The organism is Streptomyces flavochromogenes, assembly GCF_000717595.1.
Lineage (GTDB): Bacteria > Actinomycetota > Actinomycetes > Streptomycetales > Streptomycetaceae > Streptomyces > Streptomyces flavochromogenes.
Genome location: NZ_JNZO01000004.1, coordinates 275,944 through 290,868 on the forward strand (window position 1 = coordinate 275,944; position 14,925 = coordinate 290,868).

Annotated in this window: 11 protein-coding genes; 2 read left to right on the plus strand and 9 right to left on the minus strand. The window is 70.7% G+C overall.

What is annotated here, in order from left to right; all coding sequences use genetic code 11:
• Window positions 1-15: 15 nt before the first annotated feature.
• The 4 genes from IF00_RS0106335 to IF00_RS0106350 form a co-directional block, all read right to left on the minus strand.
• On the minus strand, window positions 16-1,434 hold the full coding sequence (locus IF00_RS0106335; protein WP_030315130.1) for a GH1 family beta-glucosidase: 1,419 nt from the start codon (window positions 1,432-1,434) through the stop codon (window positions 16-18).
• Window positions 1,435-1,517: 83 nt separating this feature from the next.
• Entirely contained in the window at window positions 1,518-2,624 is a 1,107-nt protein-coding gene (locus tag IF00_RS0106340) for a DUF1996 domain-containing protein (RefSeq protein WP_030315131.1), read from the minus strand.
• Window positions 2,625-2,651: 27 nt separating this feature from the next.
• Complete coding sequence (locus IF00_RS0106345) at window positions 2,652-4,835, minus strand: discoidin domain-containing protein (RefSeq protein ID WP_030315133.1); 2,184 nt, start codon at window positions 4,833-4,835, stop codon at window positions 2,652-2,654.
• Between the two features lie 123 nt (window positions 4,836-4,958).
• The gene (locus IF00_RS0106350) at window positions 4,959-7,154 is read right to left on the minus strand and encodes a discoidin domain-containing protein (protein WP_030315135.1); all 2,196 of its coding nucleotides are present in this window, start codon (window positions 7,152-7,154) and stop codon (window positions 4,959-4,961) included.
• A gap of 191 nt (window positions 7,155-7,345) precedes the next feature.
• Between IF00_RS0106350 and IF00_RS0106355 the strand changes: the two genes are divergently transcribed.
• Window positions 7,346-8,365 (plus strand): LacI family DNA-binding transcriptional regulator, encoded by a 1,020-nt coding sequence (locus IF00_RS0106355; RefSeq protein ID WP_030315137.1) that lies wholly within the window; start codon window positions 7,346-7,348, stop codon window positions 8,363-8,365.
• A gap of 66 nt (window positions 8,366-8,431) precedes the next feature.
• On the opposite strand, the gene IF00_RS0106360 is transcribed toward IF00_RS0106355, so the two are convergent.
• The 5 genes from IF00_RS0106360 to IF00_RS0106380 form a co-directional block, all read right to left on the minus strand.
• Entirely contained in the window at window positions 8,432-9,463 is a 1,032-nt protein-coding gene (locus tag IF00_RS0106360) for a phosphotransferase family protein (protein ID WP_078944567.1), read from the minus strand.
• 121 nt (window positions 9,464-9,584) lie between these two features.
• Window positions 9,585-10,976 (minus strand): GH1 family beta-glucosidase, encoded by a 1,392-nt coding sequence (locus IF00_RS0106365; protein ID WP_030315141.1) that lies wholly within the window; start codon window positions 10,974-10,976, stop codon window positions 9,585-9,587.
• Between the two features lie 35 nt (window positions 10,977-11,011).
• Window positions 11,012-11,851, minus strand: coding sequence for a carbohydrate ABC transporter permease (locus tag IF00_RS0106370; protein ID WP_030315145.1), 840 nt, complete (start codon window positions 11,849-11,851; stop codon window positions 11,012-11,014).
• 34 nt (window positions 11,852-11,885) lie between these two features.
• On the minus strand, window positions 11,886-12,878 hold the full coding sequence (locus tag IF00_RS0106375; RefSeq protein ID WP_030315146.1) for a carbohydrate ABC transporter permease: 993 nt from the start codon (window positions 12,876-12,878) through the stop codon (window positions 11,886-11,888).
• An 11-nt stretch (window positions 12,879-12,889) separates the two neighbouring features.
• Window positions 12,890-14,194, minus strand: a complete 1,305-nt coding sequence (locus IF00_RS0106380; RefSeq protein WP_030315148.1) for an extracellular solute-binding protein — start codon at window positions 14,192-14,194, stop codon at window positions 12,890-12,892.
• Window positions 14,195-14,364: 170 nt separating this feature from the next.
• On the opposite strand from IF00_RS0106380, the gene IF00_RS0106385 reads away from it, so the two are divergent.
• Window positions 14,365-14,925: ROK family protein (locus IF00_RS0106385; protein ID WP_030315150.1), on the plus strand; the 561-nt coding region annotated here is incomplete at its 3' end.

Genomic DNA, 14,925 nt, shown 5'->3' on the forward strand with positions numbered 1-14,925 from the left:
ATCGCCGAGCGGGCGTCACCCGGGGGCACCGCCGCGGACGCGGTGGGCCGTGTCGCGCAGCCACAGGGCGCTGCGCTTGGGCGTACGGCTCTGGGTGGGGTAGTCGACGCGGACGAGCCCGAAGCGCTTGTCGTAGCCGTACGCCCACTCGAAGTTGTCCAGGAGCGACCACGCGAAGTAGCCGCGGACGTCGGCGCCCCGGCTGCGGGCCCCGGCCACGGCGGCGAGGTGGGACGCGAGGTAGGCGGTGCGGTCGGCGTCCTCGACGAAACCGTGGGCGTCGGGGACGTCCTCGTACGCGGCGCCGCTCTCGGTGACCACCATCGGCATGCCGGGATAGTCGCGGGAGATGCGCAGCAGCAGGTCGGTGAGGTCGTGCGGCATCACCTCCCAGCCGAGGCCGGTGACCGGCAGGCCGCCGTGCGGCAGGTTCCGGGTGACAGGGATGCCGCGTGCGTCGGTGGAGGAGCCGTTCTCGTCGACCCCCGATGTCTGCATCGAGCGGTAGTAGTTGACGCCCAGGGTGTCGATGGGGCTGCTGATGATCTCCAGGTCGCCGTCCCTGACGGGGATCTCGACGGACCGGGCGGCCAGGTCGTCGACGAGGTCCTGCGGGTACCGGCCGCGCAGGACCGGGTCGAGATAGAAGCGGAATCCGAGGGCGTCGGCCCGGCGCGCGGCCTCGCGGTCGGCCGCCGAGCCGGTGGCGGGCCGGCTGGTGCCGAGGAGGTGGGTGACGGCCAGGTCGAGGGGCCGGCGGGCGGCGGAGCGCAGGCGCTGGACCGCGAGCCCGTGGCCGAGGTGCAGATGGTGCACGGCACGCACCCCGTCGGCGAAGGAGCGGCCTCCGGGTGCGTGGACGCCCTCGACGTGGCCGAGGACGGCCGAGCAGAACGGTTCGTTCAGGGTGGTCCAGTGGGTGACGCGGTCGCCGAGGCGCTCGTGGACGAGTTCCGCGTAGTCGGCGAACCGGTGGGCGGTGTCGCGGGCGGGCCAGCCGCCGGCGTCCTGGAGCTCCTGGGGCAGGTCCCAGTGGTACAGGGTGAGCCAGGGGGTGACGCCGTGCGCGAGGAGTTCGTCGACGAGGCGGTCGTAGAAACCGATCCCCGCCGGGTTGGCCGGGCCGCGCCCGTGCGGCTGGACGCGGGACCAGGAGACGGAGAAGCGGTACGTGTCGAGGCCGAGGGCGGCGAGCAGGGCCACGTCCTCGGGCATGCGGTGGTAGTGGTCACAGGCCACGTCTCCGGTGTCGCCGTTGTCGACGGCCCCGGGGACGCGGCAGAAGGTGTCCCAGATGGACGGGGTGCGGCCGTCCTCGGCGGTGGCCCCCTCGATCTGGAAGGCGGAGGTGGCGGCGCCGAAGCGGAAGTGCGGGGGGAGGAGGTCGATGAGCGCGTCGTGGTGGGCGGTGGCGGACGGGGCGGGGGCGGTCACGGGATCCTCCTGGTGCCGAGAGGCGGACGGGAAAGCGGCCCGGGCGCCCTCGCGGGGCGTCCGGGCCGTGTGCGGGAGACGGATCAGGGCAGGCGGTGGTCCTCGTTCAGCACGACACCGCGTTCGGGGCGGTACAGGTCGAAGCCCCGTGTGTCGCACTGCAGGCCGCCGACGATGCAGTGGTCGACGAGGGCCTTGAGGGTGCGCTCCTCCCACGCGTTGAAGAAGTCGTAGTGGAAGGAGTAGCCGCGACCACTGGCCAGGCGGACCTGGCTCATGTCGCCGTTGACCGGCCACGCCATCTTGAACTCGATCATCGGCAGGGCGACCGGGTGGGAGGCCGGGCACATGTTGTCGTTGGTGCCGGGCTTGACCACCGGGTACGCCATGTGGCTCTTGTGGTCGGGGGTGTCGAGGTACAGGCCGTCCCAGCAGCTGGGGGCCTGCATGCGCAGGTTGAGCTGTACGTCGGGCCGGCTCGGACAGCTCGCCGGGATGTCGGTGTTGAAGAAGCTGTCACCGCATTCCCAGCCCTCGACGAAGCCCTTGTGGCTGCGGAACTCCTGGGCGGTCTGCATCGGGTTGCCGACGACGAATCGCAGCCCCTTGGGGAAGGGCCGCACGCTCCGGTAGTCGGTCACGCCCGCCTTGTAGTAGATGACCTGCGGGCCGACGGGCAGGATCTTCTGGTCGCCCTTGTACAGCGAGGGCATCCAGTACGCGGAGGCGTCCGCGGGCGCCTTGCAGGTGGTGCTGCCTCCGTAGAGCGAGCCGGTGGTGCTGGCGGCGTTGGTGGACGTGTTGCCCATGAACGTGTGGTCGTGGGACTTGCCGAACTGGCCCGGGTAGACGATCGGGTCGTCCGGCGCGGTGTGGGTGACGGAACAGCCGGCCTGGAACTCGTGATGGTAGGCCGGGGGCGGGGTGGCCGTGGACGGGGTCACCCCGGTGACCTGGGGCACGGCCGGGATGTAGCCGTCGCCGTCGGCGTCGTCCGCAGAGGGGAGCGCGGAGGCCGCCATGACGTGGCCGTTGGCGGCGCCCGCCGCGTGCGCCCCGTGGGCGCGGGCGGCCGGGGCGGTGGTCTCCCCGTGGGCGGTGGCCGCCGTGTACGTGTTCACCGTCAGGGCGGAGACGCCCAGGGCTGCGCTGAGCAGGAGGGCGGACAGGGTCCGGCCGCGGATTCTCATCGTGATCTCCTCGTTCTCCTCAGGGGGTCAGCTGTAGATGCCGAACTCGTGGAGCGAGTAGCCCCAGCCGGTGCCGCGTGCGGTGAGCTGGAGCCGGACGTACCGTGCGGTGGCAGCGGTCTCGATGGTGTCGATGTCGCCGTTGCCGGTGGTGGTGGCGTGGATGGTGCGCCAGGTGTCGCCGTCGTCGGAGACCTGGACCTCGTAGGCGCGGGCGTAGGCCGGGTCCCAGACCAGCTGGAGCCGGTTGAAGGAGCGGACCGAGCCGAGGTCGACCCGGATCCACTGCGGGTCGCTCCAGTCGCTGGCCCAGCGGGTGGTGGTGTTGCCGTCGGTCGCGTTGGTCGCCGGGCAGGGGCAGTCGCCGTACGAGGCCTGCGCGGAGGAGGCCGTGGCGGGCCGGTTCAGGGCGATGTTGGTGCCGGCGACCGGCGGGGCGACGACCTTGACGGACTTCGTCTCGATGCCGGCGTTGCCGCGGCCGTCCTCGGCCTGCACGTACACCTTCCACACGCCGAGCTTCTCGGGCGCGGTGACCGCGAAGGTGCCGTTGCCGAGGGATCGGTACTGCGCGTCGACGAGGCGCTTGTCGCCGTTGGCGTAGTTGCCGCTCAGGAGGATCTTGGTGGTGACGGGGTCGCCGTCCGGGTCGCGGACGTCGGCGCGGACCGTGAACTCGCCGCCGGCCGGGGCGGATCCGGCGGGGGTGACGGTCATGCCGCTGATGACCGGCGGGGTGTTGTCGCCCGCGACGGAGCCGGTGTACGCCTTCTTGAGGGCGTAGTAGGAGAGGCGCTTCAGGCCGTCGGGGAGCAGGTTGAACCAGACGCCGCCGAAGTCGTGCTCGGTGCCGTAGTGGAAGACGGTCGCGCCGAGGGCGACGCCCTGGTGGCCGGTGACGCAGTTCCACGCCTTGGTGTACCCGTCGGCCTTCTGCACGTCGGTGGGCTCGTCGGGGACGCCGTTGGCGTCGTCGGGGACCTCCCACTCGCCGGCGGGCCCGGTCTCGGTGATGATGTACGGCTTGGTGTAGCCGCCCTCCACCCAGTCCTCGCGGACCCCGCACATGTCGCCGTAGGCGTTCATCGAGTAGAGGTCGAGGTCGGGCGCGTTGCGCTTGTAGTACGGCCAGGCGCCGGTCCACGCGTCCGTGGAGGTCACGGGGTGGTCGGGGTCGATGGAGTGGATCCGCTTGGCGACGTCGTTGACGAAGGTCGTGTACGCGTTGCGCTGGGCCTCCAGCTCGGTGCCGCTGTAGCAGTTCTGCAGACCGAGGACGGACTCGTTGCCGACGTTCCACATGAGGGTGGCGGGGTGGGACTTGTAGGTGTCGACCCACTTCGCGAACTCGGTGAGCATGGTGCTCTTGTACGCGCTGTCCGTCACGTAGTTGACGCAGCCGCCGGAGCCGGGGCCGCCGCCCGGCTGGAGCCAGAAGCCGTTGATCACCTTGACGCCGTTGGCGGCCGCCGCGTCGAGCAGCGGCTTGGTGCCGGCGTCCGTTCCCCAGGTGCGGACGGTGTTGACGCCCATGGACTTCACGTCCGGCATGTAGCGGGGGGCGTCGGCCATCGCGGGGCCCCAGGTGACGCCCTTCACGGTGTACGGCTGCCCGCCCACCGTCAGCCGCCAGTTGCCCTGCGTGCCGCTGACACGGACGGCGCCGCCGGGCTCGGGCTGGGTGGACCCGCCGCCGTACACCCGGAACTCCCACAGGGAGTAGCCGTAGCCGGTGCCCCGGGTGATCCCCTGGAGGCGTACGTAGCGGCCCTTGCCGGTGACCGCGAGTTCGTCGGTGCCACCGTCGCCCGCCGTCACGGACTTGACGGTGCGCCAGTCGCTTCCGTTGTCGGAGAGCTGGATGTCGTAGGCCTTGCCGTAGGCGCCCTCCCAGTTCAGGACGACGCGGCTGATGTCGGCGCTGCTGCCCAGGTCGACCTGGATCCACTGGGCGTCGCTCCACTGGCTCGCCCAGCGGGTTCCGGTGAGGTCTCCGTCGAACGCGGCGGACGCCTTCCATGCGTCTCCCTCGGCGGAGGAGGCGGTGGCGGTCCTCCCCTGGGAGAGGAGGGTCTCCGCGGCGGTGGCGGGGGCGGCGGTCAGTGCCGTCGCCGAGGTGGCGAGCAGGGCACCCAGGGAGATGAGTGAGCCTGTCGTGCGGGCGCGGTCGCGGGTGCGCCTTGGTGTCGTGGGGGCGTGGGTCGAGGTCATGGGGGCTCCTGGACGGAGGGGGAGGGGGATCGCCTTCCGGGCGGCGCGGCGGGGACTGGGCGCCGCCCGGAAGGGGTGAGGAGCCGGGACGCACCGGATGGGTGGTGCGTCCCGGCGGGACCGTCAGGGGAAGGAGACGACGGTGGACGGCACGGTCGAGGTGCCGGCGGGGATGGTCGACGCCCCGGTGTCGTTGATGACGTGGTTGTAGTGGCCCATGCCGCCGAGGGACACCACCAGGAGGCTGTGGAACTTCACCCCCGGCTTGACGGGGGCCTTGAAGCCGTGGTCCTGGACGATGGTCGGGTCCACGTTGTAGTTGCAGTAGCTGCCGAGGCCCCAGGCCTCATGGGTGTTCACGGAGTCGTCGACGCGGTAGGCGGCGTACCCCTTGGTCGAGCCGTTCTGGATGGCGGCCTGGTTGGGGGCGTCGTACGCCTTCTCGTTCTGGTAGAAGATCGTGCGGCCGCGCTCGCCGTACCACTCGACGTCGTACTTGTTGAAGTGCTCGACGAACAGGCCGGTGGCGAGCACGTCGTCACCGTTGACCCGGACGCCGTAGTCCGCGCGGTTGGTCTCCCAGCCCCAGCCCTCGCCGTGGTCGGCGCGCCACACCCAGGTGTGGTCGATGATGGCGTCGTCGCTGTTCACGACCACGCTGGTGGTGGCCTTGCCCGCGCCCGCGCCGCCGATGCGGATGTACACGTCCTGCACGGTGGTGGGGTTGGCGGCGTGGTCCGCGGAGGAGTTCTGCGGCCCGAGCTCCAGCAGGGTCGGGGAGTTGACCGGGCCGGCGTCGATCAGGAAGCCGGCGAGCCGGACGCCGTCGACGTCGGCGACCTTCATCGCGGTGACGCCGTTGTCCGGGATGACGGTGGCGAGACCCAGGCCGAGCACGATGGTGTTCGCCCGGTTCACGTTGATGGTCTGGTCGACGTGGTAGATGCCCGGGGTGAACAGCAGGTGCAGGCCCTGGGCCAGCGCCTGGTTGATCGTGGCGGCGGTGGCGCCCGGCTTGACCACGTAGAACTGGTTCAGCGGGATCGACTCGCCCTGCGGGGCGCCGTTGGCCCAGCTGGTGCCGCGGGCGTTGACGCGCTTGGCGGGGGCGAAGACCTTGTACTCGTTGCCGTCGAGGTAGAGGTAGGGCTTCTCGCGGGAGATCGGCGTGGTGTCGAGCGTGGTGTAGCGGGGCTCCGGGAAGGAGGTGGCCGGGGCGCCCTCGACACCTGAGAAGGTCTGGTTCCAGACGCTGTTGGACCAGCCGCCGATGGAGCTCTCCCGGGTGTACCACTGCTGCTGGGAGTAGTTGCCGATCTGGCCGTCGATCTTGGAGTCGGCGATGTAGCCGCCGCTGGCCCAGCCGTAGCCGTTCGGCGCCAGGTTGAGGCCGCCCTTGACGTGCATGCGACGGAAGGAGGAGGCCTGCGAGACGGCCCACCGGTCGGTGCCGTTGACCGGGTTGAGGGTCAGGCCCTCCGCACCGCGCCAGAAGTTCTGGGTGGCGTTGCCGTTGAACCAGCCGGCGTCGACGGTCACGTCACCGTTGATGGTGGTGTCGCCGGGCCGCAGACCGAGGCCGGCGATCTGGGTGTAGAAGCCGATCTGGGCGTTGAGGCCGTTGTACGTGCCGGGCTTGAAGAGGAAGGCGTGCCGGCCGCTGCCGAACTGGGCCGACTCCTGCTGCTGGAAGACCTGGTCCAGCTTGGCCTGGATGCCGGGTGTGGACGGGTCGACGACATGGACGTTGGGGCCGAGGTCGCCGCCGCCGGGGAGCGTCGGGCCGGTGCCGCCGGTGGTGCCGTAGACCTGGAACTCCCAGAGGGAGAAGCCGTATCCGGTGGCCCGGGTGAGGCCGTTCATCCGGATGTAGCGGCCGGTGCCGGAGAGCGTGACGTTGTCGGTGCCACCGTCGCCGGCGCTGACGGTGGTGACGGTCCGCCAGTCGGTGCCGTTCTCGGAGGCCTGGATGTCGTAGCTCTTGCCGTAGGCCGCTTCCCAGGTGAGGACGGCGTGGCTGAGCGTGGCGCTGCTGCCGAGGTCGACCTGGATCCACTGGGCGTCCTGCCAGGCGCTGGCCCAGCGGGTGCCGGTGAGGTCGCCGTCGACGGCGGCGGAGGCGGAGAAGGCGCCGCCCTCGGTGGAGGAGGCGGTCGCGGTCCTCCCCTGGGAGAGCAGGGTGGGGGCCGCCTGTGCCGTCGTGGCGGGGGCGAGGGCGAGCAGGCTGCCGGCCAGGGAGGTGACAAGCGCGCCGACGGTGGCCCGGCGGACGCGTGAGGCGGGTCGCCGGAAGACCGGCGGGGACCCGACGGAAGACATGGGGTCTCCTCTGGATACATGGGGGAAACGTGGGAGAGCGCTCTCCCGAAACCTTGCCTGCAGGGCGAGTTGACGGTCAAGGCGTATGACACGACTTTTCTTTTGGCTTTCATTAAGTGTCGACGCCAATCGGTTCCGGCCGGCCGTGGACCGTCCTCCCACCGGACACACGACACCGTTAAGGTGCGCAGGTGGGGAATCGAGGACCGACTCTGGAAGACGTCGCACGCGAGGCGGGGGTATCGCGCGCGACGGTGTCCCGCGTCGTCAACGGCGTGCGCAACGTGGCTCCCGACATCCAGGAGAGCGTGCGCGAAGCGATCGCCCGCATCGGCTACACCCCCAACCAGGCCGCCCGTTCCCTGGTCACACGGCGCACCGGGACCGTGGCCCTGGTGCTCTCCGCCACGGGCAGGTCCTTCACCGCCCGGGTGTTCTCCGACCCGTTCTTCGGACGCGTGGTGGACGGTGTCCTGCCGGTCCTGCGCCGCCGCGCGATCCAGCCCGTGCTGCTCGTCGCCGAGTCCGAGCAGGCCAGGGCGCAACTCGTCGAGTACCTGCGCCAGGGCGGCGCCGACGGAGCCCTGGTGGTGCCGCTGGACGAGAACGACCCGCTGCCGTCGATGCTGGTGGCGGCGGGCCTTCCCACGGTGCTGTTCGGCCGCCCCCGGGACGGGGAGCGGTGCGGCTACGTCGACCTCGACAACCCCGCCGGTGCGCGTCTGGCGGCAGAGCACCTGTGGGCCACCGGCCGGCGCCGCCCGGCCACCATCGCCGCACCGGTCACCGCGCCCACGGCGGAGGAACGCCTCGACGGATTCCGGGAGGCGTTCGCGGCGCACGGGGTGACATCGGTTCCCGTCGTACGGGGCCGGTTCACGGTGGACAGCGGCAGGCGCGCCATGGCCAGACTGCTGAAGGACCACCCGGGGATCGACGCCGTGTTCGCCGCCAACGACCTGATGGCCCAGGGCGCCTGCCAGTACCTGCGTGAGCAGGGGGTTTCCGTCCCCGGCGAGGTGGCCGTCGTGGGCTTCGACGACTCGGTGGCGGCGCGCAAGGCACGCCCGCAGCTGACCACCGTGCGCCAGCCGGTGGAGCGCATGGCGGCCGCGATGGCCACGCTGCTGGTCGAGCAGCTCGACGGCGCCCGGTCCGGGACGGCCGCGAAGGTGTTCGAACCGGTGCTGGTCGTACGCGAGTCGACCTGACCGACCCTCCCGGCAGGGGTTCGTGGCGAGCACGAAAGGCCGTTCCCGCCGATCGACCCCCGCGCGTCACGCCTCCAGCGCGTCCAGTACGGCGAGCTGCTCCATGACGCGGTCGGCGGACCAGGTGTCGAGCCAGGTCGCGAAGTCTCCGCCGTAGGCGCGGGGGGCGGATTCCACGCGCATCACGAGGGCGAGATAGACCCGGTAGAGGGCGAGGCGGACGCGGGCGCCGACGTCCAGGGTCAGGGTGGGGGTGACGGAGCGGTAGCCGGCCAGGAGGTCGGCGTCGTCCTCGGCCGTCCCGAGCGGGTCGAGACCGACGAGCTCGGCCAATGGATCCCCGAAGAAGGCGCGTTCGCCGTCGATCAGCCCGCTCAGCCGCCACGGCCCGGTCCCGGTACGGACGAGGACGGCGTTGCCCTCCCAGGCGTCGAAGTGGACGAGTGCGGGACGGCGTACCTCGGCGAGCCGGTCGCCGAAGCGTACGGGCAGCCCGGCGAGGAACCCGGCGGGTGCGGGCAGGGCGACGTCGAACCGGCTCGCGTCGGCGAGGACGGCGTGCAGCATGGCGGTGAACGCGGCGGGCCAGTCGGGCGCCGAGAGTCCCGCCGCGGGCTGCGGGTATCCGTACGCCGGACCGGTGACGGTGGCGGTCCGGGCCAGGGTCTCTCCCAGCTCACGGCGCAGCGCCGCGCGATCGGCCGGCGCGATCCGGTCGCGTACGGCGTCCCAGGTGGTGCCGTGGAGGTACGAGAGGAGCAGCCACTCGGCGGGGGTGCCGGGACCCGCGGGCTCATGGTGCAGGACGGCGGGCACCCGGGCGCCCGTCCGGGCCGCGAGCCGGTGGAAGAGAGCCTCGGTGCCGAGGAGCCCCCGCTCGTGGGTGAGGGCGGGGGCGTTCTCCGGAGGCGCGGTCTTGAGCACCAGGTGCCGCCCGTCGGAGAGTTCGAGCAGCCGGACGGAGTTGTGGAGACCGCCGCTGAGGGCGGTGCCCCGGACGACCGTCGCAGGACCGAGGAGGCGACGGAGCCGTTCGGCGGCGAGCTCGTCGCCATTGCCGGACCCCGGTGGAGGGGACGGCGCGGTGTCGGCGGCCATGGGGGCACTCCTTCAAGGGGGATGCCGTCCGAGGGGGAGGGGGAGGAGGGAGGGGAGACTCCGGAAGGCCGCCCCGGCGGTGCCGGGGCGGCCTTCCGGAGGATCGCGACGGAGCTTCCGGTCAGCCCGCGTTCGCCGCGCGGTGGGCGCGGACGATGTCCGCGTACCGGCGTCCGCTCGTCTTCACGGTCCTGCGCTGCGTGGCGTAGTCGACGTGGACGAGGCCGAAGCGCTTGTCGTAGCCGTAGGCCCATTCGAAGTTGTCCAGGAGGGACCAGGCGTAGTACCCGGCGAGCGGGGCGCCCTTGCGCAGGGCGCTCGCGCAGGCCGCGAGGTGCTGCTCCAGGTAGCGGGTGCGCTCGGGGTCGTGGACCGCTCCGTCGGGGCCGACGGTGTCGGGGAAGGCCGAGCCGTTCTCGGTGACGTACAGCTTGCGTATGCCGTAGTCCTCGGTGAGCCGCAGGAGGAAGGCCTCCAGGCCGCCGGCGTCGATCTGCCAGTCCATGCCGGTGCGGGGGACGTCGGGGAGGCGCACCTCGCGGGCGTACGGGGCGGGTCCCGTCGGGTCGTCGGCGACGGTGACCGGGAAGTAGTAGTTGAGGCCGTGCCAGTCGAGAGGGGTGGCGATGGTCTCCAGGTCCCCGGGCTTCTCCGGCAGTTCGACTCCGTACAGCTCGCGCATGTCGGTGGGGAAGCCCCGGCCGTACACCGGGTCGAGCCACCAGCGGTTGGTGTGGCCGTCCGCGCGGGCGGCGGCGGCGATGTCCTCGGGCCGGGTCGAGGCGGGCGCGACGGTCGAGTGGTTGGTGACCAGACCGACCTGGGCGCCGGGGGCGGCGGCGCGGACGGCCTGGGTGGCGAGGCCGTGGGCGAGGAGGAGGTGGTACGAGGCGCGGACGGCGGCGGTGAGATCGGTGAGGCCCGGGGCCATCCGGCCCTCCAGGTGGCCGATCCAGCCGGAGCAGAGCGGTTCGTTGAGGGTGGCCCACTGGGTGACCCGGTCGCCGAGGCGTTCGGCGACGACGGAGGCGTAGGCGGCGAGGTGCTCGGCGGTGGCCCGCTCGGTCCAGCCCCCGCGGCTGTCCGTCACCCGGTCCTGGAGGGCCTGCGGGAGGTCCCAGTGGTAGAGGGTGACGGAGGGGGTGATGCCGGCGTCGAGGAGTCCGTCGACGAGCCGGTCGTAGAAGTCGAGTCCGGCCGCGTTGACGGGCCCGTCGCCGCCGGGGAGGACACGCGGCCAGGCGATGGAGAGCCGGTAGGCGTCGGTGCCGAGGCCCTTCATCAGGGCGATGTCCTCGGGCCAGCGGTGGTAGTGGTCGCAGGCGGTGTCGCCGTGGTCGCCGTTGTCGATCGCGCCGGGCACGCGGGAGAAGGTGTCCCAGATGGACGGAGCCCGGCCGTCTTCGGCGACGGCGCCCTCGATCTGGTAGGCGGAGGTCGCGGTGCCCCAGGCGAAGTCCGGCGGGAAGGCCTCCAGGTCGAGCGTGGTGCGGGAGTCGGTGGATTCGGACACGGGGAACCTCTTCGTGATGGGTGTGGAGAGGGAGGTCACTTGACCGCACCTGCGGTGAGGCCGGCGACGAGATAGCGCTGGAGGAGCAGGAAGCCGACGACGACAGGGACGCTGACCACGAGGGAGGCGGCCATCACCTGGTTCCAGTACACGTCGTTCTGGGTGGCGTATCCCTGGAGACCGACGGCGAGGGTGCGGGTGGTGTCGTTGGTCATGACGGAGGCGAAGAGGACCTCGCCCCAGGCGGTCATGAAGGCGTAGACGGCGACGGCGATGATGCCGGGGGACGCCGCCGGGACGATGACGCGGAACAGCGCGCTGATCGGCCCGCAGCCGTCGACCTTGGCGGCCTCGTCGAGCTCGCGCGGGATCGAGTCGAAGTAGCCGGTCAGCATCCAGATGGAGAACGGCAGCGAGAAGGTCAGATAGGTGAGGATCAGGCCTTCCCGGGAGCCGAAGAGGGCGATGCCGGTGGCGTTGCCGATGTTGACGTAGATGAGGAACAGCGGCAGCAGGAAGAGGATGCCGGGGAACATCTGCGTGGACAGCACCGTCACGGTGAAGACCCGCTTGCCGCGGAAGGTGTAGCGGCTGACGGCGTACGCGGCGAAGATCGCGACCGCCACCGAGAACACCGTGGCCGCGCCCGCGACGACGATCGAGTTCACGAAGTAGTCGGCGAGCGGGACGGTCTCCCAGATGTCGACGTACGGACGGAGCGTGAGCCCGGAGGGGATCCACTCGAACTTGCCCGAGACGTCCTCCAGCGGCTTCAGGGAGCTGGAGACCATGACGTACACCGGCAGCACCACGAAGGCGGTGAGCAGGGTGAGGAAGATCCGCCGGGTCCAGAGGAACGAGCGGGGCGCCGCCATGGGGGAGCGCGGAGCCGCGCGCCGGGATGCGTGCTCAGACATCGGAGGTCTTCCTTCCGCGGCTGGTGAGCAGGAGGTAGACGCCCGTGACGACGAGGAGGAAGAGCAGCAGCAGCACGGACATGGCCGAGCCGGTGCCGAAGTTCCAGGTCTGGAAGGACGACTGGTAGATGTGGAGCGAGATCAGGTCGGCGGATTCGGGGGCCGCCTTGCCGAAGAGCACGAACGGCGTGTTGAAGTCGTTGAACGTCCAGAGGAACAGGACGAGCACGAGGACCTGGTTGACGGAGCGCAGCGACGGCAGGGTGATGTGCCGGATCTGCTTCCAGACGCCGGCGCCGTCGAGCGCCGCCGCCTCGTACATGTCCCGGGGGATGTTCTGCAGTCCGGCCATGACGGTGAGGAAGGCGAAGGGCCAGCCCTTCCAGACCGAGACGACGAGCAGCGTGTAGAAGGCGTTGTCGCCGATGAGCCAGAAGGCGGGGCTGTCGCCGATGCCGAGCTGGTCGTGGAGGACGTGGTTGATGAGGCCGTTGTCCCGCTGGAACATGAACGCCCAGGTGATGACGGCGGCGTAGACGGGCAGGGCGTACGGGACGAGGAACAGGGTCCGCAGGAAGCCGCGGCCCCGGAAGTTCTCCTGGAGGAAGATCGCGGCTGCCGTTCCGAGGAACCAGCACAGCCCCACGGAGAGGAGGGTGAACAGACACGTCGTCAGGAAGGACTTCAGGAGCGCCTGTCCGACGGGGGCGTCGAAGTCGATCGCGACGGTGTAGTTGTCCAGGCCCGACCAGGGAGCCTCGCCCCAGTTGCGGATGTAGAACTGGGTGAGCTCCTTGAAGCTCATGACGATGCCCATGAGCATCGGTACGAGGTGGACGAGGAGTTCGAGGAGCAGGGCGGGCAGGAGCAGCAGGTAGGGCAGTGCGATGCGGCGACGCCCGGAGCGGCGTGGTGCGCGTGCCTCTCCGGGTGTGGCCTTGCGCACCGCCGGCTCGGTCGGGTGAGCGACGGCGGTTTCGGTCATGGTGCGGCGGCCTACTTCTTGGGCATCTGCTGCTGGGCCTTTTCGAGCTTGGCCTTCACGGACTCGGTGGTGACCGGTCGGCCGGCGGCGGCGTCGGCGAACAGCTCCTTGACCGCGGTGCCCACGACCGTCTCGAACTGCGACTCCTCGGGCACCTGCGGCAGGGCCGCGGCGCTGGTGGCGAGGGTGTCACGGATGACGGTGAGCGACGGGTCGGCGAAGGCGGCGTCCTTCTGGGCGCTCTTGACCGGCGGAACGGAGCCGTACGCCTTGTTGAGGGCGATCTGCTCCTCGTCGCTCGTCATGTACTTCACGAACTTCAGGGCGCCGTCGAGGTTCTTGGTGTTCTTGAAGACGGCCAGGTTGATGCCGGCGACCATCGAGTTGGTCTGGGCGCCCTGACCGGGCTTGCCCGACGGGACCGGGGCGGGGGCCACGCCCCACTCGTCCGGGCCCATGCCCTGCGAGGAGAAGGTCTGCGACGGGGTCTGCCACAGGACCATGCCGGTCTTGTTCTTGGCGAAGTCGCTGAGGGACTGGTTCTGGGCGTACTCGGCGTTGCCGGGGGCGACGATCTTCTGCACGGCCATCAGGTCGATGTACTGCTTGACGGCGGCGACGGCGCCGTCGGAGGTGAAGTCGGGCTTGCCGTCGGCGGTGAAGAAGTCGGCGCCGTGCTGCTTGCCGAGGACGAACACCTGGTGGATGTTGTTGGACAGGTTGGAGCCCTCGACCCCGATGCCCGCCTTGCCGTCCTTGCTGAGCTTCTTGCCGGCCGCGATCACCTCGTCCCAGGTGGTCGGCGGCTTGGCTATGCCCGCGTCCTTGAACATCTGCTTGTTGTAGTAGAGCGCGTAGGCCATGGAGTAGAGCGGGACGGCGGCCGGCTCCTTGCCGGGGACGCCGGTGGAGCCGAGCGCGGAGTCGACGAAGCGGTCCTTGCCGCCGATGGCCTCCAGGTTCTTCGCGTCCCAGGGCAGGAGGGCGCCGGTGGACTGGAGCGAGGCGCTCCAGGTGTTGCCGATGTTGAGGATGTCGGGCCCCTGACCGGAGGTGGTCGCGGTGAGGATCCGGTTGAGCAGGTCGGACCACGGGATCACCTCCAGCTTGACCTTGATCCCGGTCTCCTTCTCGAACTGGTCGAGCTCGGGCTGCAGGACCTTCTTGTCGATCTCCAGGCTGGCGCCCTGGTTGGAAGCCCAGTAGGTGAGGGTCTTCGGCGACGACGAGCTTCCCTCACCCCCGCCACAGGCGGTGGCGGTGAAGGCGAGGGAGAGGGTGACGACACCGGTGACAGCGGCTCTGACTCTGCGCATGGCTCCTGGGCCCTTTCGGGGACGAGGGGATCGCCGATGTGGTGGGCGGCTGGAGGCCTCGCCGTGACATCGGCTTAATTTAGGATGTGAGTTAAACCCCATGAGAAGGTCGCGTCAAGGCTTGGACTGCGGGTATGTTGCAACGAACGACTTCAGAGACGGGGACCAAAGTGCACGCGAGAACTGGCCGCACCGTGCGTGACCTGCGGCGCGAGAACCGCACCGCCGTTCTGCGCAGGCTGTACTTCGACGGGCCGATGAGCCGCCTCATGCTCGGCCCGGCGACCGGACTCAGCTCGGGCTCCGTCAGCAACGTCGTCGCCGAACTCGTCGCCGACGGCCTCGTCGAGGAGGCCGGCAGCGTCGACTCCGCCGGCGGGCGCCCCCGTACCCTCGTCAGGATCACTCCCGGCAGTGGCTTCATGATCGGCGTGGACATCGGCGAGACCCGGGTCAGGATCGAGCTGTTCGATCTCACCCTCACCGAACTCGCCCGCACCGAGAGGCCATTGGCCTGCTCAGGGCCGCGCACGGCCCGCTACGACGTCGACCTCGTCGTCGACCATCTCCGCGAGGGCATCGCCGAGGTGCTGCGCCTCGCGGACGTACCCGCCGACCGCCTCATCGGGGTCGGTGTCGGCGTGCCCGGCATCGTCGCCCGCACCGCGGAGGACGGGGCGGTGGTGCACGGCCAGACCGTCGGCTGGGACGCGGTGCCCTTCGAACGCCTC